This is a genomic window from Mycobacterium sp. 852013-50091_SCH5140682 (genome assembly GCF_001665685.1).
Taxonomy (GTDB): domain Bacteria; phylum Actinomycetota; class Actinomycetes; order Mycobacteriales; family Mycobacteriaceae; genus Mycobacterium.
In genome coordinates this window covers 1-26,014 of record NZ_LZTB01000128.1, presented here as the reverse complement: position 1 = coordinate 26,014, position 26,014 = coordinate 1, and the positions used below count along the sequence as shown (strand labels likewise).

Below are 26,014 nucleotides of genomic sequence, written 5' to 3'. Positions count from 1 at the left end.
ACAGCTTTGCGGCCAGTGTGATGCGCTGATCGTCCCGGCCGCCGTGCAACATCCAGCGAGCGGCAAGGCCGGGCGCTACGTCCTTCCGGTGAGTGTCGCGACTTCGGTGCTGCTGGCCGCGGCGTTGGGTTTCACAGTGACGGACCGCGCGGTGCGAGAAGCCCCGGCCACAGACCTCCAAGTCTCGACACAGCATTGGTGGCTGGCGGCACACACTCCTGTCAATGAGCTCCGAAACGTCCTGTTGGACACCCGCTCTGCACTTCAGCGTCAGGACCCAACCACGCTGGGCACCGATTGCCACAAGATGCACGATGCAGCTGTGGTGCGGCTGCGTGCACAATTGCCGGCACCGGATCCCCAGTTGACGGCTGAGTTCGATGCCGTCATCAACGACGCCCACGACGCGGCGCACATGTGTCTCGCAGCCATCGACGGATCGCAGAACAACTACGGCGGTGAGTTCAGATCCGCCCTCGACCAAGCCGACCGCAACCTCACCGCAGCCTTGATAGCCATCAACAACAGTCTGTCGGCGGCTGGGCCGGAGGCCAGTTCTTCCTCATAAGAACGGCTTTGAGATCAGTCGTCGCACATCGAGAAGTCGTGCGATATCGCGAGCCGTGACGATGCCCACCGCATGAGTGCCGTCTCGCATGACCAGCACACGGTGGCCCGTCGGCGAGTCCAGCCGTTCGGGTAACACGGTGACGGGCTCATCGGGACCAGCGATCGGCACCTGCGCCAGGGGTATTGCAGCGTCTTCGACGAGAGTCGATGTCCTTTCGCTGGATGCCAGACTGCGCAGCTGTTCAAGCGTGATCAGGCCGCAGATCGTTCCGTCTGGCCGTTTGATCGGATAGGCGGAATGCCGGTCCCCGAGCAGGTAATCTCGGATGAAATCGTCAACTGAGATCCCGGCCGGTACCGTGTGCGGGTTCGTGGTCATCACATCAGCGACGGTGAGTCCCGCAAGTGCCTGCCGAACGCGTACGGTCGCCTCTTCCTCCCGGGCCGCAGTCAACAAGAACCAGCCGATGAATGCGGTCCACACTCCCCCAACCACGGCACCGGCAAAAAATTGGAGCAGCCCGACGCCGATCAGGCTGTAGCCCACACCTCGCCCCGCACGCGCCGCACCAACAGCAGCCCGCATGGGATCGCCCCACTTTCGCCAAAGAAATGCGCGCAGAATTCTGCCACCGTCCAACGGCGCCCCGGGGACGAGATTGAACAACCCAAGGACAAGGTTGATCCCGGCAAGCCACCAACTGACACCGACAACGAGATCAGCTGCACCGGTATAACGCAGGATTGCGGCGATACCCGCGAAGGCACCTGCCAATACCAGACTCGTCATAGGACCGGCGACAGCAACCAGGAAGTCGGTACGGGGCGTCTTCGGCTCGCTACCGAGTCGGGCGACCCCGCCGAGCAACCACAGTTTCAGCCCTTTGACCTCGATGCCGTTGCGCCGCGCGACGATCGCGTGCGTCGCCTCGTGGGCGAGCAGCGACGCGACGAGCACCATCGCGCCACATAGCCCCGCCAACCAGTAGGCGGCCTCGCTATGTCCGCCCGCAACACCGGGGAGCAGCGAAGCCAGGCTCCAGGTGAACAGCCACAGGACGACAACCACGCTCCAATGAATGCTCACCGGAATCCCGTACACCCGCGCGATCGGAATACCGTCCGTCATGGGTCACCACCACCCTCGATCCCTCCACGTCAGCGGTCAACCCTCGACGCTTTGCGGTCCTACGCTGCAACCGATCAGCCGAGCAACCCCTTGCTCGATGCCCCGTGCGATCTCGTCGACATCCCGGCCGGTGTCGTAGTCGGCCGTAATACCGAACACAAGATCGTCGGCATAGCTGAGAATCGCGATGCCCGTTCGTAATTGGAGCGCGATCGGGGGTATGGGCACCAGCTGTATCACGTCCTTTCCCATGATCCGCAAATGTTTGCGTGGCCCCGGCACATTCGTGGCGACAGTCACGACGCCACGCTGAGGGAGTCTCATCAACGCCCTGACCGTCCACGCGGCCAGTGGGTACGGCGTGACATTGACCAGATCGACGAACCACGTGCCTGCTTCCCGTTGACCAGTCCCCTTGGACCGCATCAACCGCCGGTGAACCGACCGGAGCTGCTCGAGCGGATCGTCTTTGTCGACCGGGAGAAACGGAAGCATCGCCGAAACCCGATTGTCGGGCACCCCGAGCGCGTCGTTGTCCCGAACCGACACCGGCACCAAGGTCCTGAGGGTGGTGCGGCGGGGGTTTTCTCCCCGCCGTACCAACGCAGCTCGGTAACTGTGGGTGATGGCCGCCAACGCCACATCGTTGAGCGTCACGTCCAATTCGTCGCAGATCTTGCGCACGTCGGAGAGACTCACCCGCGCGGCACTGAACCGCCGCATGGTGGTCACGGGTCCCGTCAGTGACGACTCCGCCGCTGGACTCAACAGTCCGGCGGCGAGTTCGATCGCCCCGCCCATCGCCCCGGAGACTGTTCTGGCTGTCCTCGCAGTAAGGCGCCACACGCCATTGACCCAACCCAGCGGGTTCAGACCGATCTTGGTCCAGTCGAACGCTGGGCCCGGCGCCGCAGTGGCGGCCCGTATCGCGCTGGCGAACGTTTCGCCGGCGCCCTCATCGCTCAATCCTGACAAGATCTGCACCGTCGCGATGCCATCGGCGATGCAGTGGTGAAGCTTCATCAGAATCGCCCATCGGTCGTCGGCGAGACCCTCCACAATCCAGCACTCCCACAGTGGCCTGTCACGGTCGAGGCGCCTCTCCATGACGTCGGCGACAAAGCGATACAGAGCCTCATCGTCCCCACCGTGCGGCAGCGCAGCGCGGTGGATGTGATGGGATGGGTCAAGGTTGCAATCCTCAGTCCAGACTGGCGGCCCGAGATCCAACAGATGGGTGTGTAGCACCTGCCTGAGCCGCGGAACCGCGAGGATCCGTCGCCCGATTGCCGCCACCATGGTGTTGAAATCCGGAATCGGTCCCTCAACGATCGCGAGACCTCCAACCGCGAGGCTGACGTGCCGGTCGGAGTCCTCTGCCTCAAGGAAAGCGGCGGCGAATGGCGACAAATGCTCCATGGGACGACTGTGCGCCTCCCGCCGGCACGAGTGAAGGGACCGAGGTCACCTTCCTACCGGGACCACGTCCTCTACTGTTGGCGTCCCCAGCCAGCGGTATCGACATACGTACGTGCAGCAATCACTGTGTGGCGAGCCTTTGCCGTCGTCAAATTTTCGATGTCCGGAACTTGACGCTCCTATATGTGTCAAGCGGCTCGGGGCCAGTTTCTGTCGTTCTCGGCGAAGGCGTCGTCGCGTTGAAGTCTGCGTTCGAGACGGGACATGGTGGTGGGCCACACGCCGAACTGGCTTGCAGCAGCGGGTCCTACCTCGGGCCGACCATCTGCACCCACGCGGACCGAATGATGCTGACCACCAGATGAATTCACACGCGAGTCGGTCCGGCAACGCCGGGCCCAAAGGCTCCCGTCCTACTCGGCCGTCTCACAAGAAGTCGGTCAACGTTGTTGGAAGGCCTGGACCGCAGTAGGCAGCGTCATGTATATCCGGTCTTCACCTATCTTGGCCAGCAATCCTGCCGCAGCCAGGGCGCCACGAAGGTCCTGTTTGACGCGGGCCATGGCGAACACAACTCCTCGTCTACTGAGTTCCTCCCGTAGCTGATCTATGGCGTCAAGAGCTGTCAGATCAACCTCGACGTTAGCCTCGGCATTGAGAACAAACCACTCGACGGGAGAACAACTCTGCTCCACCGCAGCCAACGCGCGGCGACGAAAATCCTGGGCGTTGGCAAAGCACAGCGGCGCGTCGTAGCGGTAGATCACCAAGCCGGGCACCGGCATTGCGTCCGGGTAGTCCTCGATGTCGTGCATTCCGGCCACTCCAGGAACGAAACCGAGCACACTATCGTGCGCGTGTGCGACGCGACGCAACAAGTCCAGGATTGACAGCGCGATCGCCGCCAACACCCCGTAGAACACACCCAATCCAAGCACCGCCACCGCGGTCGCCAGGGCTAACACAAGTTCGCTACGGCGGAACTGCCGCAGCCGCCGATATTCCGCGAAGTCGATCAACGGCGCTGCCGCATAGATGACAAGTGCTCCCAGTGCGGCAACGGGAAACTGAGCGAGCAGGCCTCGACCCCACAGCATGACCACCACAACCACGATCAGGGCAATCACCGAATACGCCTGGGTTCGGCCGCCGACAGCGCTGCTCAACGCGGTTCGCGAGCCGCTAGAACTGACTGGGAACCCCCGCATCAGGCCGGCACCCACATTCGCAAGGCCGAGCGCACGAAGTTCTGCGTTGACGTCGACCTCGGGCGCCACACCGCTCGCGAAAGCTCTCGCGGTGAGCACGTTGTCGGAGAAGGCGACGATTGCGATACCCATCGCCGGCAAGATCAAAGCGGCCAGATCGCCCGGTGCCGCCCGCGGCACGGCCAGCGCCGGTACTCCTGCCGGGATTGTTCCGACCACCACAATGCCGATCGCCCGCAACGACAGCGTCGAGGTGACGGCTGACGCGAGGAGCACCGCGATGAGCGGTCCAGGTATCCGCGGAGCGAACCTACCAAGCATATAGAGCAGTACTAGGACGCCTGCGGCCAGCAGCGCTGTCGGCCAATGGACATGATTGACGCTCTGCAGGAAACTGCGAATCAGGTCGACGACCTGCTCCCCCGCAACCGGTACACCGGTAACCTTTCCCAGCTGACTCGCGATCATGACGATCGCGATGCCTGTCATATAACCGACCATCACCGGCCGAGATAACAGGTTCGCGAGCATACCCAGCCGTGCTGCAGCTCCTGCCAAACACACCACTCCGACCATCACCGCCAAAACCGCGGCGAGAGCTGCGTACCGCATGGCGTCGCCGGCTGCCATCGGAGCGATGACGGCCGCCGTCATCAATGCCGTGGTCGATTCCGGCCCCACCGACAAAAGCCTCGAGGAGCCGAAGACGGTGTATGCGGCAATAGCAGCACATGACGCCCAAAGTCCCGTCACGGCGGGCAGCCCGGCGACGGTGGCATATGCCATCACCTGGGGGACGAGATATGCAGCGACCGTCACACCGGCGACGAAATCGCCACGCAGCCATGAGAGCTGGAACCCGCGCCATTGCGCGAGGCCCGGCATCCAATCCCGCCACATTCCGGTAGTCGCATTCATGGGAATCATCGCCGTCGTGGTGCGGGGCCGTCTAGCACCCTGCTTGTCCCAGCCCCCAGGGTATCGTCATGCTGACCGTAGCCGCCAGCCCGGACAGAGCGGACGGTCGTTGTGTCTCAACACTTCTTGAAAATTAACCGCTCCATGCACAGTCGGCTTACTTGGACACGCCGGTGACGTCGAGTTCGGCGAACATTCCAGCCACGTAGTGGCCCGCGATGTTGCAGATCAGCTCATAACGTCCGGGTGCCAGGGTCAGGGTGGTCCAGCCGGAAGCTTGGGGGACGATGCCGAAATCGGGTGACTGTTCGTCACCCTTGTCTGGCCCGCATGTCCGGGATACCTCGCCGAGGCTGTCGGATTCGTCGACGCGACCATCGGGACCGCTCGGCCGTTGTCCGGGCAGCTTCCCTGGTGCCAGTGGCACCACGACCAGCTCGTGACTCAGACCGCCGGTGTTGACGACCCGTAACGACACCTGGCCCATCGGGATCGGGCTGGGATAAACCAGGATTCGCATCATGGCCATGCCGGGCATCATGCGCGGGCCCATCATCCCGGCTCGACCCATCATTCCGCGGGTCACCGGGCCCATCATCGATCCCATGTCAGTGAGATTGACATCGACGACGGTGCCTGGAAGTGCCGGCGCGGAACACAGTGCGGCAGCAGGATATTGGTGCCACATCGCCGAACCCTTGAGAAATGCGGCTCCTTGGGCCCGCGATGCTGGCCCGGCAACCCACGCGACCGCGTGTACGACCACCGTGGCGGTGAAGCCAAAGATGACCGATGCTGCCGCAATGGCGAGCGCCAGCCGGGCACGGTGCGTACGCATGGCGATCAGCGGTGCTCACGCAGCGTTGCCATCCGCTGCCGGTATTCGTTGTCGTCGATTTCACCGCTGGCCAGGCGTTCTCCGAGAACGTCTTCGGCCGCGCGGCCCTGCGGCGCACCCGGTCCGCCATGGCGCCCACTGGCCAGGTAGCGCACGCCGAGCACGATGCCGGTGATCACCACCGCGAACAGCATTGTGAACACCGCGGCGGTCATGATCCAGCCCAAACCACCGTTCCACATCCATCCGTTACCGTCCCAGCCGCACATCGCACCGCTCCCTTCGTACGCAGTCAACAACGCCAGTTCGCCTAGCCCACACGATCCGCCGGCCCTGATCGGTGACGTAGAGGCTTTGGTCCGCAATCGTGCCCCAACAGTCCCCTGACGCGTTCCCTGACCTTTGTCCGCATGGGTTGAGGACCAAAGGCCCACGAATTGACCGGGGTCGATACCTAGGCTCCCTTGTACAGGCGTATTTCGCTCGAAGCCTCAACAAGGGAGAAAACCCATGTCTCACGAAGGGATTCTCGTTGCCGTAGACGGCTCGTCGCAGGGCGATGTGGCCGTGCGCTGGGCAGCCCGAGAAGCGGTGATGCGCGATGCACAGCTGACTATCGTGCATGTGATCAGCCCGCTGACCGCAGACTGGTCACCGGTCGGCATGATCGGCAGCCCGCTACCCGAGGAGTTCGGCGAGTGGCAGGAAGAAGAAGCGCGACGAATGATCCAAGACGCGATTCGCGTCGCGCGCGAAACCCCCGCCGGCGACTCGTTGCGGATCCAGACCGAGACACCCTGTGGTCCGGTCGTGCCGGTGCTTCGCGATCTCACCAAGCAATTCGCGATCATCGTGGTCGGCTCGCACGGCCGACGCGCGCTGGCTCGCGGGGCGCTCGGATCCGTCAGCACCGCAATGGTGCATCACGCGCACTGCCCGGTTGCCGTCGTCCGTGATCAATTGCCGCCCGAACGCAGGCACGCGCCCGTCGTCGTGGGTATCGACGGTTCACCGGCATCGGAAGCCGCTACGGCACTGGCGTTCGATGAGGCCTCCTGGCGCAACGTCGAACTGGTGGCCGTGCACGCCTGGATCGATGCGGAATGGCCGGGCGAGCTGCCGCTACCGTGGGCCAACGTCTGTGCCAGCGCAGACGAAACGCTGGCCCAACGTCTGGCGGGCTGGCAAGAACGCTATCCGGACGTTGTCGTACGGAGGATGGTGGTGCGCGACGACTCGATCGCTGCGCTGCTGGCACAGTCCGAGTCGGCCCAGCTGATCGTGGTCGGAAGCCATGGGCGAGGCGGATTCGCTGGCATGCTCCTCGGATCGGTCGGCTCCGCGGTGGTACACGGAGCCCACATCCCCGTGATCGTCGCCCGTCAGGACTGACGCGGGCGACTCGTCGAACGGCAGAGTTTTCGCAAGTGAGGAAGTTGGGTCATGAATAACGCCGCTCTCGGCGCAATGGTCATTCTGGCTATTGCCGTTGTAGCACTGCTTATTTCGTCTATTCGCGTCATCAAGCAGTACGAACGCGGAGTGCACTTTCGGCTGGGCCGGGTAATAGCCGTCCGAGAACCGGGACTACGGCTGATCATCCCGGTCATCGACCGGCTGTGGCGGGTGTCCTTGCGGATTGTGACGATGCCGATCCAGTCCCAGGGCATCATCACCAAAGACAACGTGAGCGTCGACATCGCCGCAGTCGCCTATTACCGGGTGGTCGATGCGCGCAAAGCGGTGGTGACGATCGAGAATGTCTCGTCCGCGATCGACCAGATCGCCCAGACCACGCTCCGAAACGTAGTGGGGCAGCACTCGCTTGACGAGGTTCTGGCCGAGACATCGATGATCAACGGCAATATTCGCGAGATCCTCGACACCACGACTCTGGTCTGGGGGGTGGAGGTGACTTTGGTCGAGCTCAAAGACATCCAACTGCCTGACAGCATGAAGCGGGCCATGGCTCGAGAAGCCGAGGCCGAGCGTGAGAAGCGTGCCAAAATCATTGCTGCCGAAGGCGAAGCCCGCGCGGCCGCCGCGCTCGGCGAGGCCTCGGACACGATGATGCGCCACCCATTGGCTCTGCAGCTGCGCAACCTGCAGACACTTGCCGAGCTGGGAGTCGAGAAGAACACCACGGTCGTCTTCCCCGCACCGCTCATGAGCGCGATCGGCGAACTGACCGCATTCCTGGCTCACGAATCCCACTCGGCGACAGGTCAACCTAGCAGCTATGCGCACTACGCACGTAGCGGCCAGGAATTGAGCACGGCGACGCTGGCCAACGAGCGGGAAAACTCGCTCTCGGCGTCCTGACAAGGAGATCACACCGATGACCGGTCAAACCATCGAGCACGCGGCATTCGGGACGACAGACCTGACTGCGATAGTCGGATTAGCCTGCCGTGCACCGTCGCTGCACAACAGCCAGCCGTGGCGATGCGACTATGAGGCCGGCACGCTACGTCTGTTCGCCGACCACGGCCGAGTAGGGTTGCATACCGACAGCACGGGGCGCGAGGTGATCCTCAGCTGTGGTGCGATACTTGATCACCTCCAGGTGGCCGCCGCGTTTTACCGCTGGCACTCGCTCGTCGACAGATGCCCCGATCAACGAGATCAGGATTACCTGGCGTCGATCAGCTTTCACCGCGCTGATGCCGTGACTGAACATGAACGGGCCCTGGGTGAGGCGATTTTGGCGCGACGCACCGATCGGCTGGCCTTCGCAGCGCCCGAACCATGGGTGGAGCTGCACCGCTTGCTGGACACGGTGGTCGATGGCACTGGAATCAGCCTCGACATCATCGACGACAGCGGACGACCGGCCCTTGCCGATGTGTCGCGGCGCACCGAACACTACCGCCGCACGGACGCCTCGTATCGGTACGAATTACTCTGGTGGGCAGGGCATTCCCGAGTGGATGACGGCTTGCCCACCGAGGCGCTGCCGTCTACCGCCGAAGCGTCGCATGTCGATATCGCGCGCGACTTCCCTACCTACGGAGTCGGTGACCGACGACCAAAGGCAGACAGCGACCATTCCAAGGTCTTGGTCCTGTCGTCGTTTGATGACAGCCGCGAGAACACCTTGCGTTGCGGCGAAGCGCTGTCAAGGGTGCTGCTGGAATGCACGGCAGCAGGCTTCGCGACGTGCCCGCTGACGCACATGATCGAGGTGCACGACAGCCGGGAGATGTTGCGCGGGATCACTGGCCGAAACGCCGAGCCACAGGTGCTCGTCCGGGTTGGCCTCGGACTCGAAACCAATCCGGTGCCGGGCCGGACACCGCGGCGCGCCGTCAACGACATTCTCCACGTCCGTTGACTGCACAGAAAAGGCGAGGTTTGTGATGCGCGACGTCATGGTCGATACCCAGATCATCAGGGATGCGGTGATGTTGGCCTGCCGTGCGCCATCGCTTCACAACAGCCAGCCGTGGCGATGGGTCGCCGTGGGCCGAACCGTGGAGCTCTTTGTCGACCCAGACCGTGCCCCCCGGCACGCCGACACTTCAGGTCGGGAGGCGCTGATCGGCTGCGGCGCGGTTCTCGATCATTTCCGGGTGGCCATGGCTGCCGCCGGGTGGCGCGCCAATGTGGATCGATTCCCCAACCCGAACGATCTTCATCACCTGGCTTCCGTCGATTTCAGCCCGCTCGGATTCGTGACCGACGGTCACCGGCGCCGAGCCGACGCCATACTGCTACGACGAACCGATCGGCTGCCGTTCGCAGCGCCGCCGGATTGGGAATCAGTTGGGCCGCGCCTGGGCTCGAGTGTGAACGCCGAGCTCGTGCGCATCGACGTGGTGGACGACCACCTCCGCCCTGAGCTTGCCAACGCCTCACAGCTAACAGAGTCGCTTCGCCTGTACGACTCGTCGTACCATTCAGAGCTAGCGTGGTGGACTTCTGATTTCTCTGCGCGGCAGGGCATTCCGCACAGTTCCCTGGTCTCGGCGGCGGAGAGCGAACGGGTCGACGTGGGACGATCCTTCCCCGCCACCCATCATCGCGAGCGACGTCGTGACGTGGCCGAGGACCACTCCAAGATCATGGTGCTGTCGACCTACGACGACACCCACTGCGCGATGTTGCAGTGCGGCGAAATCCTCTCCGCCGTGTTGCTCGACGCGACCCTCGCCGGGCTGGCAACCTGCACGCTGACGCACATCACCGAACTGCCCGCCAGTCGGCAGGTCGTGGCGACATTGATCGGCCAGTCGGCCACGCCACAGGTTCTTATCCGCGTAGGCCTCGCGCCGACCTTGGATGACATCCCGCCGGCGACCCCTCGGCTGCCGATCGATGACGTTCTGGAGGTCCGTACCGACGTCCGATGACCTGATCTGCGACGAACTCGGCCACTCAGGGGTGCAACGGAGGTACCGATGGAGGAACGCTCCAACCCAGCGGATGCGGTTGTCGTCGGTATCGACGGCTCGCCGTCGGCCGTGGCAGCTGCCCTGTGGTCGGTGGACGAGGCGGTCGGCGCTGGCATTCCACTGCGGCTGGTGTACGCCATCGATCCCGACCACCCCTCCAGGAATGAGTACGGCGCCGGCGCATTTGCGATGGCCGAGATCGCGACCGACGATGCAGTCGCCGCGATCGAGTCGACGGGCCGGCCTGTGAAGCTGCAGGTCGAGGTCCTGATCGACCACCCAGAGCGGGCTCTGCGTGTCGCCGCCGAAAACGCAGCGATGATCTGTGTGGGCGCGACGGGCATGGGGCGACTCCAAAGCGGTCGCATCGGCGCGTTACCGGCCGCTTTGGCGGGCACGACACCGTGTCCGCTTGCCATCATTCGGCAAACAGTCGAAACGCAGCAGCGCTGTGTTGCCGTCGAACTGGATGCTTCACGCCTCGACGACGACCCGCTGCGTCTGGGGCTGGAGGAGGCGAGATTGCGCAAAGCGCCACTACGGGTTCTCACCGCCCGGCAGTCCCACTACACCGATATCCATGACAGCTGTGCGACAGCCCGTGGCGACCGCCTGGCCAAAGCAGAACTCGAACGCCGGCTCTCGCACTGGCGCAAGGTGTACCCCGAGGTCGACGTGCGGGCGGTGGCGCTGCACGGCAACACCCTGAGCTATCTGGCGAAGAACATCAATGCGATCCAACTCCTGGTTGTGGCACGGGAACGCGGCTCAGGAGTCAGGGAAATGGTCGCCGCTCGCGGAAGCAGCGCATTACACGACGCAGGCTGTTCTGTGTTGATCTGCGGGTCCGGGACGTATTCTGTGAGTGAAACCAATGGTCACGGCCGTAGGGAGCGTGTCGCATGGTAAAGGTCTTCCTCGTCGACGACCATGAAATCGTCCGCCGCGGACTGATCGAACTGCTGGGCGCCGACGAGGGACTCGAGGTTGTCGGCGAAGCGGGTTCGGTCGCTCAGGCGCTCGCGCGGATCCCGGCACTGAAACCCGACGTCGCTGTCCTGGACGTGCGATTACCCGATGGCAACGGTATCGAGCTGTGTCGAGATCTGCTGTCGCAGTTTCCCGAGCTGCGGTGTCTGATGTTGACGTCGTACACCTCTGAGGAGGCGATGATCGATGCCATCTTGGCTGGTGCCAGCGGATACGTCGTCAAGGACATCAAGGGTATGGAACTGGCCAATGCCATCAAGGAAGTTGCTGCGGGACGATCGTTGCTCGACAACCGGGCCGCAACGGCACTCATGACCAAGTTACGGGGACTCGCCGAGCACAACGATCCGTTGTCGGAGCTGAGCGACCAGGAACACGTCCTGCTCGAACTCCTCGGTGAGGGCCTTACCAACAAACAGATCGCCGCGCGGATGTTCCTTGCCGAGAAAACGGTCAAGAACTACGTTTCCAGGTTGTTGGCCAAGCTGGGCATGGAACGGCGAACCCAGGCGGCGGTGTTCATCTCCAAATTCGACCGTGACCATCACGGAACGCGCCACGAATAACCGCGAGGCGTTCTGAGCCGTATCAGCACTCCTGACAGCAGAACTCGTAGGATTCGCGAACGGATTCGGCAATGCTGCGGGTGGTGTCGATTCGATGGGCTCCGCTCCACGCGTACTCATCGTCGGCCATCGCGGCAGCGATAGCCGGCGTGGCATCGGAGGCTCCTCCCGATCGCCGGCTGATCCGATCCATCGCTTCCGGAAGCGGCGTTGAGCAGACGAGCTCTATTGTCGGACAGGAATATTCATCGGCGATCTCACGCGCTCGCCGCCGATGATCCGGGTTGCGCCAGGTACCGTCAAGGATGGCGGTTCGTCCGTGGGCCAAGGCGACTGCAGCACGCCGCAGCACCTGGTCGTATACAGCATTTACGTTGTCTGCCAGATAGAGTCCGCGTTCGAAGACGCCTTCTGAACCCTGGATCGCGCCCGATGCGAGCAATTCACGTCGCACGTCGTCGGTCGATATCACCTCGGCCTCGACGCGCTCCGAGAGAGCACGCGCCAGCGTGGTCTTGCCGGTGCCCGGGCCTCCGCCGACCAGGATCAGCCGCACAGTCCCCGCCCGTAGGTGCGCCAGCGCTATGTCGAGATGGCGCTGCGCATCAGTCCGCGCATCGGTGATGCCTTGATCGAATCTGATGCAGTCCACTTTCGCACGAACCACGGCGCGGTAGCTGATGTAGAGATGCCACAGAGACTTCGATGCTGAATCCGCGGTCAGCCGCACATACTGGAACTGGAATTTCTTGGCCAGGTCCTCACGGCCCAGAAACTCCAGGTCCATCACGAGGAACGCCGCGTCGTCGACACCGTCGAGATAGCGCAACCGGTCATCGAACTCCAGACAGTCGAGCAGGGCCGGCCCATCGGGCAGGCAGAAGATGTCATCAGCCCGCAGATCGCCATGACCGTCGACGATATGTCGTTCGGCGATGCGCGCCGCGAACAGAGCCGTCCTGCCCGACAGGAACCGGGTCGCCAGCGTGGTTACCTCGGCGATCGTCTCCTCGGTTAGAACGGTGCCACCGTAACGTCGCAGCTCGGTCAAGTTTTCCTGCCACAGCTCGGTGATCTTGGCAGCCGTTCCGCACGCATCGATCACAGAAGATCTTTCGGCGTGATCGTGGAACCGGGCAAGAATCTCGGCGATGCGCGCGAGGTGTTCCTCTACCGGCTCGCCGGCAACGACCATGGTCGCCAGCCGCACCGAGTCAGCGTAACGGCGCATGATGATCACGGGTTCAGCAGCACCGTGTCCGGCGTTGTCAAAATGCCCGACGCCGAGGTAGCTGTCTGGGGCCAGCCTTCTGTTGAGCTCAACCTCCCGAGCACAGACCTGCTCGCGTCGTTCGACCGAACGGAAGTCGAGGAAATCCGTCACTATCGGTTTCTTGACCTTGTACGCCCGGTCCCCCACCAAAACCACCAGACCGGTGTGGGTTTCGCAAATCTCTGAGTTCATCCGCCCGCCCTTACCTCAGTCCGGCCGTCACTGTTGTCCGAACACCATCCACGATCCCGCACCCGGCTGTGGGAGTCACAGAGTCCAAAGTCCTGCGGTCCCGGGTTCGTCTAAACAGGCGCGCCAGGTGGCACCGGCAAAAGGACCTTTGCTCCGTACCGGATTGACCAAAGCCTCCAGACCTCCACATGGCCAACGTCCTACGGTTCATCCATAACGATGGTGCGGCCACCATGACCGAAGGAGCCACAATGACGACTGCAACCGACGTCGGGCCTGTCGTGGTCGGCGTAGACGGATCGCAAGCTGCCGTGGCTGCCGCAGTGTGGGCAGTCGATGAGGCTGTCCACCGCGATGTGCCGCTGCGCCTCGTACACGTCACCGGGGTTCCCCTTGAGCCGTCGATTCCCATCGACGTCTATCGTCCTGAGCTGCATTACGGTGAAAGCGCTTTGCGTGCTGCGTCATCGGCTATCGAGGCGACCGACAGGACGGTCAAGGTGGAAACGGATATCCGGTGGGGATCTCCCGCTGCCGCGCTGGTCGACGAGTCACGTTCGGCAGCGATGGTCTGCGTCGGATCGGTCGGCATGGGGTTTCTCGCACGCCGACTGCTGGGGTCGACCGCCGCAGAACTCGCCGAAAACGCGCATTGCACTACTGTCGTTGTCCGACGCCGCACATCGACTCCAGCTTCGGCTCCGACTGATTGGATCGTGGTCGGGATAGATGATCGAGCTGACAATGATCTCGTAGTGGCACGTAGCATCGACGAAGCCCAACTGCGGAACGCACCGGTTCTTGCGCTAGGAGTGTGGTGTGATGCGGCTGTCGGTGTACCCGCCGAAGAGCTCGAATACCGTGTGGCGAAATGGCGTCGAAGGCATCCGGATGTCCACATTTATCCCGTATCGACCAGGTCGGGTGTGCCCGACTTCTTGGCAGACAACGGAACAGAGCTTGTCCAGCTCGTCGTGATGGGATCGCATGACATTGCCGACCTCCCCCGGATCATCGGACCTCATGACCGACCATTCACCTCGCACCTGGAATGCTCGGTTATGGTGGTGCGCTGACGCGCCATGGCAATCGACAAAGTCAGCACCGCAGACGACTTCACCAGAGACGCTACGCTTCTGGACGGTACGGCCGTTACGATCCGGCGCCTGAACACGGATGACTACGACGCGGTAGTGGCGCTGGCGCTGACACTGGACGAGCGGGAACGCTATATGCGGTTTTTCACCGCCCATCCCGCTTACATCGGCGAGTGGGCGCTGTCGCTGACCGCGCCGGCAGCCGGAATGGTCGCGCTTGGCGCGTTCGAAGCCGGTGAGCTGATCGGGGTCGCCAATTACGCCCAGATGGATCAGCCGGGCTACGCCGAGGTTGCGGTGGTGGTGGCACACGACCAGCACGAGCGCGGCGTGGGCACGGCACTCTTGCGTGCCCTCGGCCACCTGGCTCGCAACGCGGGCCAACATCACTTTATTGCCGACATACTCGCCGAGAATCGCGCGATGTGCCGGGTCATCTCCGATGCCGGCTGGCCGACGACGCGTCACAACGATGCAGGCGTGCTCAGTATCGACATCGACCTCGACAACCTCCGATAGCCGACTTGCTGTGCAGCTTCTATTCGAGCGGCGCCCCGCGCTCGAACGGAGACCCGTCCAGCCGAGTCACAATCTCCTCTAACGGCCGGCGGGGCGTCGCAGGCAGCGGGTCAGCGTTCACCGGTGCCCAACCGATACGCAATAGCATCTGTGGGTAGCTTTCGCCGTCGAACACGCCTTTGCGGATGCTCTCGCGACTTGCCGCGATCTCTAACGGTTCGGTGATGGGGCAACTCGACAATCCCGCAGCTGTAGCAGTGAGCAAGATCATGCTCGTCGCCTCGCCGGCTCGCAGCCGGTGCACCACGCCGTCCGTGGCGGTCCCCAGTGCCAGCACTGTCGCACCGTCGCGGTGATCGGTGCCATCTGGCGACTGTGCCAACACAGGGCCGGCGAACAACCGCGCAGGTATTGCGTCGGCTGGGTCGGATTCGGGAGTGTTCCGCGCGGGGACGCCGGCGGTAGCTGCGTATCTGCCGCTCCACTGCGTCAACTCGGTCAAATACTCGGCATCGCCGAGATGCTGGCGGACAGCCGAGGCAAGCAGAGCGTGAAAGTTCGCCGTGACGTCCACTCGGCGCATGGTGACTCCCATCCGAGCAGCGCGAGATCCCATCACCGCGATGTCACCCGGCGGAACCGTCCACGAACTGTAATGGCGGCGATCGGTGCGCCGACGCGGAATCGCCGCCGCCAGTGCGATATCGACCGGCCCCGGCTGAAGCGGATGAGGCTGGATCGATGCCAGGTGATCCGGATCGGCAGGATTCGGCAGGTAGCTGACTTTCGACTGCCAGCCGAGTGCAGCGAGCGCGATGACACAATGGTTGAGTGCCGTGCCACAACTGACAATGAGGTCGCGACAGTCGGGATCGGTATGCGGCAAGTGCTTCGATGTGTCGGAATACAGATGGATGCTCTGTGGTCCCACCCGCCACCGCCACGGCTGCGAATTGTGGACGGACGGTGCGCGATTCGCGAGCGACAACGCTGCGCGGACCGTTTCGCTATCAGGAAAATGGGCATTCATCTCTGGGTACCTTCTATCTGGATCGTCGTATTCACTATCTGTCGGCTGTGAACTTCCAGATAGAGCAACAAGTCCCGACTTTTCATGACCTGTCAACGCGTGAAGAGCAACGAGCAATCCGTTCCCCGCAGAATCTCGCGAGCGCCTGGACCGGTCAGTTCCTCGACCAGCACACGATGATCAGCAGCGACGACCAACAGCTGGTCGATGCTGACGCATTGGTGCAACAGGTGCAGCAAGTGGGTCGGCATGGGCAAGGTGGACACTTGGACGTCGGTCACCCCCGGCCCGGTCAAATACTCCTCGAGTACGGTCCGCACAGGATGGCGCTCCGTATTGCCTGCGTCGGCCTGACGCCTATGCGACCACGATTCCAGCACCAGGACCGGGGCATCGCGGAGGCTGGCCTCGCGCATGGCGGCGCGTAATGCATCGAGAGCGGAGTCGGTTTCGTCGAGCACGACGACAATCCACTTGCGGAGGCCCAGAGGTTCTGGCGTGCGACGTCGGATGACCGCGACCGGCCCTGCCGCCTGCGTGGCCAGCGCGGCCGACGTTGCGCCGCGTCCCTCACCGGCACCGACACACACCATCGACGCCCCACGCGAAGCCCCGACCAAGCAATCCACCGGCTCACCGAAGACGATCTCGGATTCGAGCTTGACCCCGGCACCGGTATCGGTGACCGCTTCCCACGCGCGGTGTAGGACCGTTCGGGCCTCGTCCATCGCCTGTTCGATCTTGATGTCGTCGCAGTCCGCGACATATATGAGACGCAGCACGGTGTTTCGAACGGCCGCTTCCTTCGCCGCCCATAACGCCGCGTATTCCGCCGATGTCGAGCCGTCGACGCCGACAACGATCGGCCCCGTGTGCGTTGTAATAGTCATCGGTCCGGCCCTCACGCGGCCCGCGGCAAGTCGCGCGTGGTATCCGTGGCGGGCGGCGCTGCGCCTCGCCAGGTCTGAGCTTGCTGAACGCCATTCACGTCGTCCTCGATTCGAGTCGTGCCAGATTCAAACCTGTTGGTCCTTTCAGCAATCGGACCACCGCAAGCCATGCGGTAATAGAGCCAAAGGTCGTCGTCCGGAACACTTTTGGACATGTCCAACTAAGGGCGACGGTTCTCTCGACGCCCGTTGCCGTCGCGGTCTAGCAGCTGCCACTCCCGCGTCCATTCCGCATACCTGCTCCGGTCAAGATGCCACCGCACCACCCGTACGGCCGCGGACAACACTGCGACGACCACAAGCCACGCCAGCGCCGCGCTGGCGATCGCCATCGTCGTGGCCTGTCCACGTGACAGCGGAGGGCCTACCTGTTCACCGAAATCGTTGACCCACACCGTTGCTCGATCGCCTGGTTTCAACCGGTCGACGCCCTCGAGCCAGCCCGTGTGCACTCCAGGACCCGCCGACCAGCGCACCGGTGTCCCGAAAGTCACCCGGCCCGGCTGTGTCACAAGAGTACTGCCGTCCGTCACCGTGGCGACGGCGGTGTGCCGCTCGGCGGCCTGCTGTAGTGCGACTTGCAGCTGTCGATCATGTGTCGCGGTGCCGATCGCCGCGGCGAAAGGAACCGTCAGCACGACCACGAGCGAAGCGATCAGGATGACCCACGCTTCTAGCCGGTCGCTCCGACGTACCAAAGGATGTCGGCCGACGTATCTGGACAGGAGGTACGGCTTTGCACTCCAGGTGTATTCGTCCATGACAGCCTCCTCACGAGACGCTGCGCCAGCCAAGGCGCGCCGGTCATCAGAATCCGCCGACCCGACATCTCTGCGGCAGAGCCCAACGTCCTCGCCAGGCATGTCTATCGTCATCGTCCACGTAGGACTGAGGTCTTTAGTCCCCTACCTCGGGGTCGCACGGCCGCTGCGCGGCACGGTGAAATTCCACCAAGATGCCAATCATCCGATCCCCCAAGGAGGTAGCGCATCGTGAAGGCGTTGATCTATACCGGTCCGGGAATGCCCTCCTGGACCGACGCTCCGCAGCCCAAGATTCTCGACGACACCGACGCGGTGATCCGCGTCGATGCGGTCACTATCTGCGGGACCGACCTGCACATTCTCAAAGGTGATGTGCCGGAGGTGGAGCGGGGCCGGATTCTCGGTCACGAAGCGGTGGGCACGGTGACCGAGATCGGTCCTGCGGTGCGCACCATCGCTCCTGGTGACCGGATCCTGGTGTCGTGCATCAGCGCATGCGGCAGTTGCCGGTACTGCCGAGATGGACAATACGGGCAATGCCTCGGCGGAGGCGGCTGGATCCTGGGGCACCGTATCGACGGAACCCAGGCCGAGTACGTCCGGGTGCCATTCGCTGACAATTCGACCTACCGGCTACCCCAGGGCGTCACCGACGAAGAAATGGTCATGCTCGCCGATATTCTGCCCACCTCATACGAGGTCGGGATCCTCGCTGCCGGCGTACGACCTGGAGACACCGTGGCCATCATCGGCGCAGGCCCCATCGGTCTGGCTGCGATCATGACAGCCCGGTTGTACAGCCCAAAGCACGTGATCGTCATCGACATCGCCGACTCACGACTGGAAGCAGCGCTCAAGTTCGGCGCCGACACCGTCATCAACGCCGAGAGACAGTCCGTACGCGGCCTCGTGGCGCAAATGACCGACGGCCTCGGAGCCGACGTCACGATCGAAGCCGTCGGGACACCGGCGACTTTCGAACAAGCGGTGCAACTCGTCCGTCCGGGAGGACGCGTCGCCAACGTCGGCGTCCATGGTGCACCCGCAACCCTTCACCTGGAAGACATCTGGGACAAGAACCTGACCATCACGACAGGTTTGGTCGACACCCACGCCACCCCCACGCTGATCGACCTGGTCGCCAATCGCCAGATTGATGTCGCCCCGATGATCACTCACCGGTTTTCCCTGGATGAGTTCGAAGACGCCTACCGCGTATTCAGCACACCCGGCGAAACCGGTGCGTTAAAAGTCGTTCTGACGAGACATCACTGAGCCGACCATGACCGCGCACGAGGGACTTTTGGCCCTGCCGCTCAGTCGGTCGCCGCATTAGCGTCAATGCCGAACAGACCTGATCATTCTGGGAGTTTGGATATGGAATCAACATCGCGATCCGCGCAGGGCATCGTCGTCGGTATCGACGGGTCACGCTGGGCGCTGAATGCCGCATTATGGGCAGTCGATGAGGCCCTCAGCCGCAGCGTTCCGCTGAGATTGATCTATGTCGTACAACCGCGCAACCGCGATGAGTTTGACGGTCAAGAAGCCTCACGCGATTTGGCACGCGCCGATATCGCCATCCGCCAAGCGCGGATTGCACTGGAGTCGACGGAGAAACCCGTGTCGATCGAATGGGCGGTAGTCCATGGCGAGCCGGCAGACGTTTTGCTCCACGCGTCGGAATCGGCCGACATGCTCTGTGTCGGATCGTTTGGGGTCACCCACGCGGTGGGTGACCAGCGTGCTGGTTCAACCGCCACGGCAGTGTCAGCCGCGGCTGGGTGTCCGGTGGCGGTCATCGGCAGTGATTCCGGACCGTATACCCCCACCGCGCGCATCGTGCCCGCTGTCGACGGCACCGCCGACAGCGGGCACGTTCTGACTGTCGCCGCCGACGAGGCCGAACTCCGCGGCTGCCCCGGGCTCATTTGTCCCCAGCCTCGGCCCGTCGCAGTGACGAGAGCCAGGAAGGTGCACTGCCATGGTGAGGGTATTCCTTGTCGATGACCACGAGGTCGTACGACGTGGCCTGGTCGGGCTGCTCAGCGCCGATCCTGAACTCGATATCGTCGGTGAAGCCGGCACGGTAGCTCAGGCGATGGCCCAGATCCCCGCACTGCGGCCTGATGTCGCGGTCCTCGACGTGAGTCTTCCCGACGGGAGCGGCATTGAACTCTGCCGGGACCTGTTGGCGTGCCTATCTGATTTGAAGTGTCTGATGCTGACCTCTTACACCTCCGACGAAGCAATGCTCAGTGCCATTCTGGCCGGTGCCAGCGGCTACGTGATCAAGGACATCAAGGGAATGGCGCTTGCCGAAGCGATCAAGACGGTCGGCGCCGGACGATCCCTGCTCGACAACCGGGCGGCCGCGGCACTGATGGACAAGCTTCGCGAAACGGCGCAGCACCGAGATCCCCTGTCCGCACTCACGGAGCAAGAGCGTGAGCTGTTGGAGCTGCTCGGTGAAGGCCTGACCAACAAGCAGATCGCCGACCGAATGTTCTTGGCAGAGAAGACGGTGAAAAATTACGTGTCCCGGTTGCTGTCGAAGCTCGGGATGCAGCGACGTACCCAGGCCGCAGTGTTTGCGTCACAGCTGGATCATCGGTCACGTCAACGCGACTGAAATGGGGCCTTTGGACCCTCGACGCGTCGGGCCGGCATCGAAAGGATAAGAGTGTCTGCGATTGACACGCCGGCTACAGGGAGGCGCCATGAAGCTATCTGGTCAGCCCCCTACCCATGCCCGCAGTGTGCCGTCCGACTCCGCCGACAGGCACTCGGGCATCCGTTCGAACAGTAGGGCGCCGGTGGTGATCTGTGTCGCCGTTGTGACTGGCGCCGCCGCAGCGGGTTTCGCCGCCTGGCATGCCGATCCGCACGTCCTCGGTCTGCCGAGGCCGGTAGTCCCTGAAGTGCTGGCAGCGGTGATCGGGATCGCGGTGATCGGACGCGGATTGAGGCTCGGCCGTCCCGTGACAGCCGCCCATGCAGGCCTGGCATCGGTGGTACTGGCGTTGGCTCTCCTCGTCGAGTCGCACGGCTACACCGGCGCGGCAACCGTGGGAATCGTGGTATCAGCAGTCCTGCTGGTGTGCCCTACCCGATCACGACCGGAACCCGACGCGTTGCCGCGGGTGTGGCCACTGGTGAGAGTCACCGAAGGCGATCCACTGGCAGCGTTCGCCATGGCGACCGACAAGAGCTACGTATTCAGTGCGGATGCGACGGCTGCAATCGCGTACCGTGCGGTCGGCGGATTCGCCGTGGTCGGCGGCGACCCTATAGGAAATTCCGCCCGCTACGGCGAAGTAGTCGACGAATTGGGCTCACTCTGCCGAAGCCGCGGGTGGCGGATCGTGGTGCTCGGGGCGTCAGCATCGCATTTGGCGTTGTGGCGGAACCATTCTGGAACAGGAAGCCACCTTTGGTCGGTACCGATCGGTCGCGACGTCGTGATCGACGTCGCCGGATTCAATCTCACAGGACGACGCAAGCGCAACCTCCGCCAGGCCGTACAGCGCACTCGCAACGCGGGCGTGACAACAGAAGTCGTCGCCGAGAACGCACTAGATCCGCGACTGCACGACGAACTGCACGAGGTGATGGTCAGCTCACACAAGGCCGTCGGCGCAGAACGCGGGTTCGCGATGATGCTGGGCGGTACCTTGTCCGGGCATTTCCCAGGCGTGTGGTTGATTATCGCCCGAGACCATAGTGGCCGGATACAAGGCTTTCAGCGGTACGCCAGCACCGGCGCCGATACAGATCTCAGTCTGGACCTGCCGTGGCGCCGCCCCGACGCACCCAACGGAATCGATGAACGGCTCAGCGTCGACATGATCGCCTGGGCAAAAGCTCGTGGCGTACAGCGGGTTTCTCTGGCATTCGCACCGTTTCCTGACCTCTTCGCCCGCGAGTCGAGCAGCACGACAGCGCGGGCACTACGCGTCCTGGCACATCTTCTCGACCGATTCATCAAACTGGAATCGCTCTACCACTACCTGCACAAGTTCGACGCCCTGGGCGAAGAAAGATATGTGCTGATTCCGCTGACCCACCTCATTTCCGCCGCGGCGATCCTGCTCGCAGTGGAATTCACGCCCCACCGCGACCGACAGCCGGTACCTGGAATCGTCACCCCAAAAAGCACGACCTGACACAATCGGCAGGAGACATCAATGGCCACATCGAGCGACAGCTACCCGGTGGTCGTCGGGATCGACGGGTCTGCCGCTGCTCTGCACGCAGCGCTGTGGGCGATCGACGAAGCCGCGGCGCGGGACGTCCCACTGAGGCTGGTGTCGTCCATCGATCGCGTAGGCAGCGATGCCATCGGCGACGAGTGGCGCATGAATCAGGAATATGCCCAGACGGGCTTGAGGTCAGTACGGGCAGCCATCGATGACACAGGACGATCCGTGAAAGTCGAATCAGCTGTGCTACAAGGCAGTCCGGGCACCAATCTGATCGAGGAGTCGCGACACGCAGCCATGATCTGCGTTGGATCCAGCGGCATCGGCCGGATCGCCAAGTCGCTGTTCGGATCTACCGCCACTTCTGTCGCCGAACATGCACATTGCCCCGTGGCAGTCATCCGGAGTCACCCGTCTCGGCAATCGTCCGACGCGGGGATGATCGCGGTGCCAGTCGGCGCGTTCGACGGCGATGACCATGTCATCGGCGCTGCTGTCGCTGAAGCTGCCCTGCGTGGACGCTCCGTCTTGGCCGTGGGGGTCTGGCAACGCGATTTCGGCGACACCCCCTACGACGAACTGGACCGCCGCACGGCACGGTGGCAGCAGCGTCATCCCGGTGTAAGGATCCATATCACTGCCGGTGCGGCAGGCATCTGCCAGTTTTTGGCGGAGCATACCGAGTCGGTCGACATGGTCGTCCTCCCCTCCACCGATGCGACCGAGGTAGCCAATATCGTAGGGCCGCATTCTCGTTCGCTTACCAGCTACGCCGAATGCTCAGTCCTCATCGTGCGTCCGTAACCGACATCTCAATGGGAATGCGGCCGTTGGTCACCGCGCCCGGTGACTGCCGACGACATACGGATGGACTTACGGCCCTGTCTGTTCAGGTTGGCTGCGGCCTAACGTCATCTGCCGAGGGTACCGCGCAACGGATCGCAGGCACCGGACAGGAGAGGTCGAAATGAGCCCGAACGTAGCCGAATACAAAATTGTTGTCGCAGTCGACGGGTCGGCTGCGTCGAACGCGGCCGTCGAGTGGGCCGCGCACGAAGCGATCATGCGGTCAGCCTCGGTGACACTGCTGCACGCCATCGAACCGGTGGTTGTCAGCTGGCCCATCGCGCCCATGCAGGGGTCCATCACCGAGTGGCAGCAAGAAAACGCACATCAAGTCATCACGCAAGCCCAAAAGCTGTTCTTTGCAGGCCTCGGCGATGCTCAGCCACCGAGCGTCTGCACTGACGTGCGGGCGGGCATCGCCGTCTCCGAGTTGATCGACGCGTCCAGCCACGCTCAAATGATCGTCGTCGGTAGTCAGGGCAAGGGGGCTGTGGAGCGGGTCGTCCTTGGGTCGGTCAGCAGCGGTTTGCTTCATCATGCGCATTGCCCCGTCACGGTGATCCACGCTCAGGGATCCACATCTGTGGCTGCCACTTCCCCAGTCCTGCTCGGTATCGATGGGTCGCCCGCCTCTGAGGGGGCAACCGCGTTGGCATTCGACGAGGCGTCGCGGCGCGGCGTCGACCTCGTGGCGCTGCACGCGTGGAGCGATGTTCCTGTGTTTCCGATTTTCGGTATGGATTGGCGCCGTTACGAAGACGAGGGCCACGAAGTGCTCGGCGAGCGACTGGCGGGCTGGGGCGAGAAATACCCCGATGTCAACGTCCACAGGAGACCTGTCAGCGATCAGCCCGCACGGTGGCTCGTCGACGAGTCACAGCACGCTCAACTCGTCGTCGTGGGCAGCCACGGACGAGGCGGATTCGCCGGCATGCTTCTTGGATCCGTGAGCTCGGCCGTCGCGCAAGCTGCGCGGGTGCCGGTGATCGTCGTCCGCAGCTAGAGTCGCGTAGGCCGCCGACTTCGGTACGCACTGACGATCGGCTCGAGCTCATCGCGGCCTGCTCGGCAGCGTCCTTGACGGCGCGCACAGCCCGCTGCAGCGTCTCGGGGGTGAAATAAGTGTGAAGGATGACGTCGTCGAATGCCCGGCCACCGAGCGCGAGAGTCTGCGGACCAAACGCGACGAGCGCCAGCCGGATGTTCTCGTCGAAGTCCTGGTCGAGAAACAACACCGGGTACTTCCCGATCGGCCCGTCGTGGTTGAAGACGACCTCACCGTGCCAAAGCCGGCGCATCACAGCGGCGAAATCTTCCATCTGCGCGGTTGTCACAGCAGGCACTCCGAACGCGTTGAACATCGCCGCGACGCCGCGGCCGATGCCCAGGGTGAAGCGCCCGCGCGAGAGTCGATGCATGGTCGTCGCCCACGACCCGGTGATCAGCGGGTGGCGAGTGTTGTGATTGGTTGCGGCCGTGGCGATCTGCATGCGTTCGGTGACGGCGCAAGCGGCGCCGACGAGCGAGGATGCTTCCTTGACGTTCCAGCGTTCGGAGATGAACGCGGTGCCGAAGCCGAGCTGCTCACCACGGCGCGCCTCGTCCATCAGGGTGGCAGGGCCTTCCCCGCCGGCTCCGGCCAAAAGGTAGTAGCCGAGCTCGTCGAGCACCAGATCTGACATTCGAAACCCCTTTGTTCACAATCTTTTCAGCTGTCCACCAAATCTGACCACCAACGACCGACGCTACGGTAGCGATTACAGTAGCGGGCCGATGCCGGAAGGTCGGCGAAACTGCGCCCTGGGATATCTCACGGGGTTCTTCGAATTGTCCGAGCACGGAACTTGTCGTACCTGACTGCAATAATGAGGTCATGCCGTCGGCCGCAACATCTTTCGCTGCTGATGGGGTGAGCCCTGTGCAGCGGTTGGAGGTGTTGCTCGACGAATTGTCGGAACTGTGCGGGCAGCGCAACGCGATCGACGGGCGGATCGTCGCCATCGTCGCCGAACTCGAACGCGATGAGTTGTGTGGTGCCACCGGCGCCCGGTCCATCGCCGAGTTGGTGGCCTGGAAAACCGGCGCCACCCCGCACAATGCCGGGATCATGGTCACGGTCACACGCCGCCTCGACGAATTCCCGCTCTGTGTCGACGGATTGCGCGAGGGCCGCCTGTCCCTGGATCAGGTCGGGGTGATCGCCGAACGCGCCGCCGATGGCTCCGATGCGCACTTCGCCGAGCTCGCCGCGGTGGCTACCGTGGCTCAGTTGCGTACCGCGGTGAAACTGGAACCCCGCCCGGAACCGGAGCCGCGCCCGGAACCCAAACGCGCATTCCGCAAAGACGTTCGCGAGGATCACACCACTTACCAGATCACCCTGCCCCACGATGAAGCCGCCACCGTTGATGCGGCGATGCAGTCCCATCAGGATGCACTCATCGCAGAGTGGAAACGCGACCACGAAGACGAGGATGGTGGGACGACGGAGCAGGCGCCGCCGTTCCCGGACACCGTGGATGCCTTCATGAGTGTCGTCGAGTCCGGCTGGGATACCGACGTGGCACGCCGCCCGCACGGGCAGCGCACCACCGTCGTCGTGCACGTCGATGTGGAGAAGCCCGTCGCCGCCCTGCATCTGGGCCCCGCTCTGTCTGAGGATGAGCGGCGCTTTCTGACCTGTGATGCCACCTGTGAGGTGTGGTTCGAACGCCACGGGCAGGTCATCGGCGCCGGCCGTACCACCCGCACCGTCAACCGGCGGCTACGCCGAGCCCTGGAGTATCGCGATCGCTGCTGCGCCGTCCCCGGCTGTGGCGCGACCCGGGGGTTGTATGCCCACCACCTCGTGCACTGGGAGGACGGCGGCCCCACCGACCTCGACAATCTGGTGATGCTCTGCCCGTACCACCACCGGTTGCACCACAACGGCGGGATCACCATCACCGGCCCCGCCCACCAACTCAGCGTCACCGACCCCACCGGCAAGCAGCTACATCCCGGATCACTGGCGCGACCACCAACCACACCACCACCCCAGGTACCGCCTTACCGAGGGCCGACCGGCGAACGCGCCGATTGGTGGTGGTACACACCCTTCCAACCGGAA

The 26,014-nt window shown here is 63.4% G+C and carries 25 protein-coding genes and 1 pseudogene; 16 read left to right on the top strand and 10 right to left on the bottom strand.

Annotated features, from left to right (window positions below):
• Nucleotides 1-43: 43 nt before the first annotated feature.
• The gene (locus A5784_RS34020) at nt 44-568 is read left to right on the top strand and encodes a hypothetical protein (RefSeq protein ID WP_064949337.1); all 525 of its coding nucleotides are present in this window, start codon (nt 44-46) and stop codon (nt 566-568) included.
• Here the strand turns inward: A5784_RS34020 and A5784_RS34015 are convergent.
• The 5 genes from A5784_RS34015 to A5784_RS33995 form a co-directional block, all read right to left on the bottom strand.
• Nucleotides 563-1,672, bottom strand: coding sequence for a site-2 protease family protein (locus A5784_RS34015; protein ID WP_232006357.1), 1,110 nt, complete (start codon nt 1,670-1,672; stop codon nt 563-565). The two genes, A5784_RS34020 and A5784_RS34015, sit on opposite strands and share 6 nt — an antisense overlap.
• 63 nt (nt 1,673-1,735) lie before the next feature.
• Nucleotides 1,736-3,118: a WS/DGAT/MGAT family O-acyltransferase gene (locus A5784_RS34010; RefSeq protein WP_064949274.1), complete on the bottom strand. Its 1,383-nt coding sequence runs from the start codon at nt 3,116-3,118 to the stop codon at nt 1,736-1,738.
• Between the two features lie 440 nt (nt 3,119-3,558).
• Entirely contained in the window at nt 3,559-5,253 is a 1,695-nt protein-coding gene (locus tag A5784_RS34005; RefSeq protein WP_064949273.1) for a SulP family inorganic anion transporter, read from the bottom strand.
• Between the two features lie 148 nt (nt 5,254-5,401).
• Nucleotides 5,402-6,082 carry a hypothetical protein gene (locus A5784_RS34000; RefSeq protein ID WP_064949272.1) on the bottom strand — a complete coding sequence of 227 codons (681 nt, stop codon included), beginning with the start codon at nt 6,080-6,082 and terminating at the stop codon, nt 5,402-5,404.
• 5 nt (nt 6,083-6,087) lie between these two features.
• A complete protein-coding gene (locus tag A5784_RS33995) occupies nt 6,088-6,351 on the bottom strand; it encodes an SHOCT domain-containing protein (protein WP_064949271.1) in 264 nt (87 codons plus the stop codon).
• A 241-nt stretch (nt 6,352-6,592) separates the two neighbouring features.
• On the opposite strand from A5784_RS33995, the gene A5784_RS33990 reads away from it, so the two are divergent.
• Genes A5784_RS33990 through A5784_RS33965 form a run of 6 tightly spaced genes read left to right on the top strand, consistent with a single transcriptional unit; the run spans nt 6,593 to nt 12,032 of the window.
• Entirely contained in the window at nt 6,593-7,474 is an 882-nt protein-coding gene (locus A5784_RS33990; protein WP_064949270.1) for a universal stress protein, read from the top strand.
• 51 nt (nt 7,475-7,525) lie between these two features.
• Nucleotides 7,526-8,404, top strand: a complete 879-nt coding sequence (locus tag A5784_RS33985) for a slipin family protein (RefSeq protein ID WP_082945248.1) — start codon at nt 7,526-7,528, stop codon at nt 8,402-8,404.
• 16 nt (nt 8,405-8,420) lie between these two features.
• On the top strand, nt 8,421-9,416 hold the full coding sequence (locus tag A5784_RS33980) for an Acg family FMN-binding oxidoreductase (RefSeq protein ID WP_064949269.1): 996 nt from the start codon (nt 8,421-8,423) through the stop codon (nt 9,414-9,416).
• A 25-nt stretch (nt 9,417-9,441) separates the two neighbouring features.
• Nucleotides 9,442-10,434 carry an Acg family FMN-binding oxidoreductase gene (locus A5784_RS33975; RefSeq protein WP_064949268.1) on the top strand — a complete coding sequence of 331 codons (993 nt, stop codon included), beginning with the start codon at nt 9,442-9,444 and terminating at the stop codon, nt 10,432-10,434.
• Between the two features lie 48 nt (nt 10,435-10,482).
• Nucleotides 10,483-11,385 (top strand): universal stress protein, encoded by a 903-nt coding sequence (locus A5784_RS33970; RefSeq protein ID WP_064949267.1) that lies wholly within the window; start codon nt 10,483-10,485, stop codon nt 11,383-11,385.
• A complete protein-coding gene (locus A5784_RS33965) occupies nt 11,379-12,032 on the top strand; it encodes a response regulator transcription factor (protein WP_064949266.1) in 654 nt (217 codons plus the stop codon). Before A5784_RS33970 ends, A5784_RS33965 begins: the two co-directional genes overlap by 7 nt.
• A gap of 22 nt (nt 12,033-12,054) precedes the next feature.
• On the opposite strand, the gene A5784_RS33960 is transcribed toward A5784_RS33965, so the two are convergent.
• The gene (locus A5784_RS33960; RefSeq protein WP_064949265.1) at nt 12,055-13,497 is read right to left on the bottom strand and encodes a bifunctional aminoglycoside phosphotransferase/ATP-binding protein; all 1,443 of its coding nucleotides are present in this window, start codon (nt 13,495-13,497) and stop codon (nt 12,055-12,057) included.
• 233 nt (nt 13,498-13,730) lie between these two features.
• Between A5784_RS33960 and A5784_RS33955 the strand changes: the two genes are divergently transcribed.
• Nucleotides 13,731-14,573, top strand: coding sequence for a universal stress protein (locus tag A5784_RS33955; protein ID WP_232006355.1), 843 nt, complete (start codon nt 13,731-13,733; stop codon nt 14,571-14,573).
• Nucleotides 14,574-14,579: 6 nt separating this feature from the next.
• A complete protein-coding gene (locus A5784_RS33950) occupies nt 14,580-15,113 on the top strand; it encodes a GNAT family N-acetyltransferase (protein ID WP_064949264.1) in 534 nt (177 codons plus the stop codon).
• Between the two features lie 19 nt (nt 15,114-15,132).
• On the opposite strand, the gene A5784_RS33945 is transcribed toward A5784_RS33950, so the two are convergent.
• The 3 genes from A5784_RS33945 to A5784_RS33935 form a co-directional block, all read right to left on the bottom strand.
• Nucleotides 15,133-16,143: an Acg family FMN-binding oxidoreductase gene (locus A5784_RS33945; protein WP_064949263.1), complete on the bottom strand. Its 1,011-nt coding sequence runs from the start codon at nt 16,141-16,143 to the stop codon at nt 15,133-15,135.
• 92 nt (nt 16,144-16,235) lie between these two features.
• Nucleotides 16,236-17,033 (bottom strand): universal stress protein, encoded by a 798-nt coding sequence (locus A5784_RS33940; RefSeq protein ID WP_064949262.1) that lies wholly within the window; start codon nt 17,031-17,033, stop codon nt 16,236-16,238.
• Between the two features lie 221 nt (nt 17,034-17,254).
• On the bottom strand, nt 17,255-17,854 hold the full coding sequence (locus A5784_RS33935) for an Rv1733c family protein (RefSeq protein WP_064949261.1): 600 nt from the start codon (nt 17,852-17,854) through the stop codon (nt 17,255-17,257).
• 231 nt (nt 17,855-18,085) lie between these two features.
• Here A5784_RS33935 and A5784_RS33930 point away from each other — a divergent pair, with 231 nt between their 5' ends.
• The 6 genes from A5784_RS33930 to A5784_RS33905 all read left to right on the top strand — a co-directional run bounded on the left by A5784_RS33930 (nt 18,086) and on the right by A5784_RS33905 (nt 23,908).
• Entirely contained in the window at nt 18,086-19,132 is a 1,047-nt protein-coding gene (locus tag A5784_RS33930; RefSeq protein ID WP_064949260.1) for a zinc-dependent alcohol dehydrogenase family protein, read from the top strand.
• 102 nt (nt 19,133-19,234) lie between these two features.
• Complete coding sequence (locus A5784_RS33925) at nt 19,235-19,867, top strand: universal stress protein (RefSeq protein WP_064949259.1); 633 nt, start codon at nt 19,235-19,237, stop codon at nt 19,865-19,867.
• On the top strand, nt 19,842-20,489 hold the full coding sequence (locus tag A5784_RS33920; RefSeq protein WP_064949258.1) for a response regulator transcription factor: 648 nt from the start codon (nt 19,842-19,844) through the stop codon (nt 20,487-20,489). The genes A5784_RS33925 and A5784_RS33920 overlap by 26 nt, the downstream gene beginning before the upstream one ends.
• A gap of 88 nt (nt 20,490-20,577) precedes the next feature.
• Nucleotides 20,578-22,023 (top strand): bifunctional lysylphosphatidylglycerol flippase/synthetase MprF, encoded by a 1,446-nt coding sequence (locus A5784_RS33915; RefSeq protein ID WP_082945247.1) that lies wholly within the window; start codon nt 20,578-20,580, stop codon nt 22,021-22,023.
• A gap of 21 nt (nt 22,024-22,044) precedes the next feature.
• Nucleotides 22,045-22,863: a universal stress protein gene (locus tag A5784_RS33910; protein ID WP_064949256.1), complete on the top strand. Its 819-nt coding sequence runs from the start codon at nt 22,045-22,047 to the stop codon at nt 22,861-22,863.
• Between the two features lie 163 nt (nt 22,864-23,026).
• The gene (locus A5784_RS33905) at nt 23,027-23,908 is read left to right on the top strand and encodes a universal stress protein (RefSeq protein ID WP_064949255.1); all 882 of its coding nucleotides are present in this window, start codon (nt 23,027-23,029) and stop codon (nt 23,906-23,908) included.
• Between the two features lie 55 nt (nt 23,909-23,963).
• Here the strand turns inward: A5784_RS33905 and A5784_RS38005 are convergent.
• A pseudogene (locus A5784_RS38005) lies at nt 23,964-24,587 on the bottom strand (TIGR03857 family LLM class F420-dependent oxidoreductase); the annotation flags it as partial.
• Between the two features lie 191 nt (nt 24,588-24,778).
• Between A5784_RS38005 and A5784_RS33895 the strand changes: the two are divergent.
• A partial coding sequence (locus tag A5784_RS33895; RefSeq protein WP_082945255.1) for an HNH endonuclease signature motif containing protein occupies nt 24,779-26,014 on the top strand: 1,236 nt, incomplete at its 3' end.

Bases quoted from the DNA above. Each gene is read 5' to 3' on its own strand.
- A5784_RS34000 (WP_064949272.1), bottom strand. From the start codon at position 6,082: ATGCGTACGCACCGTGCCCGGCTGGCGCTCGCCATTGCGGCAGCATCG.
- A5784_RS33975 (WP_064949268.1), top strand. From the start codon at position 9,442: ATGCGCGACGTCATGGTCGATACCCAGATCATCAGGGATGCGGTGATG.
- A5784_RS33995 (WP_064949271.1), bottom strand. From the start codon at position 6,351: ATGTGCGGCTGGGACGGTAACGGATGGATGTGGAACGGTGGTTTGGGC.
- A5784_RS33935 (WP_064949261.1), bottom strand. From the start codon at position 17,854: ATGGACGAATACACCTGGAGTGCAAAGCCGTACCTCCTGTCCAGATAC.
- A5784_RS33905 (WP_064949255.1), top strand. From the start codon at position 23,027: ATGAGCCCGAACGTAGCCGAATACAAAATTGTTGTCGCAGTCGACGGG.
- A5784_RS33940 (WP_064949262.1), bottom strand. From the start codon at position 17,033: ATGACTATTACAACGCACACGGGGCCGATCGTTGTCGGCGTCGACGGC.
- A5784_RS33965 (WP_064949266.1), top strand. From the start codon at position 11,379: ATGGTAAAGGTCTTCCTCGTCGACGACCATGAAATCGTCCGCCGCGGA.
- A5784_RS33970 (WP_064949267.1), top strand. From the start codon at position 10,483: ATGGAGGAACGCTCCAACCCAGCGGATGCGGTTGTCGTCGGTATCGAC.
- A5784_RS33955 (WP_232006355.1), top strand. From the start codon at position 13,731: ATGACCGAAGGAGCCACAATGACGACTGCAACCGACGTCGGGCCTGTC.
- A5784_RS33950 (WP_064949264.1), top strand. From the start codon at position 14,580: ATGGCAATCGACAAAGTCAGCACCGCAGACGACTTCACCAGAGACGCT.
- A5784_RS33945 (WP_064949263.1), bottom strand. From the start codon at position 16,143: ATGAATGCCCATTTTCCTGATAGCGAAACGGTCCGCGCAGCGTTGTCG.
- A5784_RS34005 (WP_064949273.1), bottom strand. From the start codon at position 5,253: ATGATTCCCATGAATGCGACTACCGGAATGTGGCGGGATTGGATGCCG.
- A5784_RS33990 (WP_064949270.1), top strand. From the start codon at position 6,593: ATGTCTCACGAAGGGATTCTCGTTGCCGTAGACGGCTCGTCGCAGGGC.
- A5784_RS33925 (WP_064949259.1), top strand. From the start codon at position 19,235: ATGGAATCAACATCGCGATCCGCGCAGGGCATCGTCGTCGGTATCGAC.
- A5784_RS33910 (WP_064949256.1), top strand. From the start codon at position 22,045: ATGGCCACATCGAGCGACAGCTACCCGGTGGTCGTCGGGATCGACGGG.
- A5784_RS33920 (WP_064949258.1), top strand. From the start codon at position 19,842: ATGGTGAGGGTATTCCTTGTCGATGACCACGAGGTCGTACGACGTGGC.
- A5784_RS33985 (WP_082945248.1), top strand. From the start codon at position 7,526: ATGAATAACGCCGCTCTCGGCGCAATGGTCATTCTGGCTATTGCCGTT.
- A5784_RS34010 (WP_064949274.1), bottom strand. From the start codon at position 3,118: ATGGAGCATTTGTCGCCATTCGCCGCCGCTTTCCTTGAGGCAGAGGAC.
- A5784_RS33960 (WP_064949265.1), bottom strand. From the start codon at position 13,497: ATGAACTCAGAGATTTGCGAAACCCACACCGGTCTGGTGGTTTTGGTG.
- A5784_RS33915 (WP_082945247.1), top strand. From the start codon at position 20,578: ATGAAGCTATCTGGTCAGCCCCCTACCCATGCCCGCAGTGTGCCGTCC.
- A5784_RS33980 (WP_064949269.1), top strand. From the start codon at position 8,421: ATGACCGGTCAAACCATCGAGCACGCGGCATTCGGGACGACAGACCTG.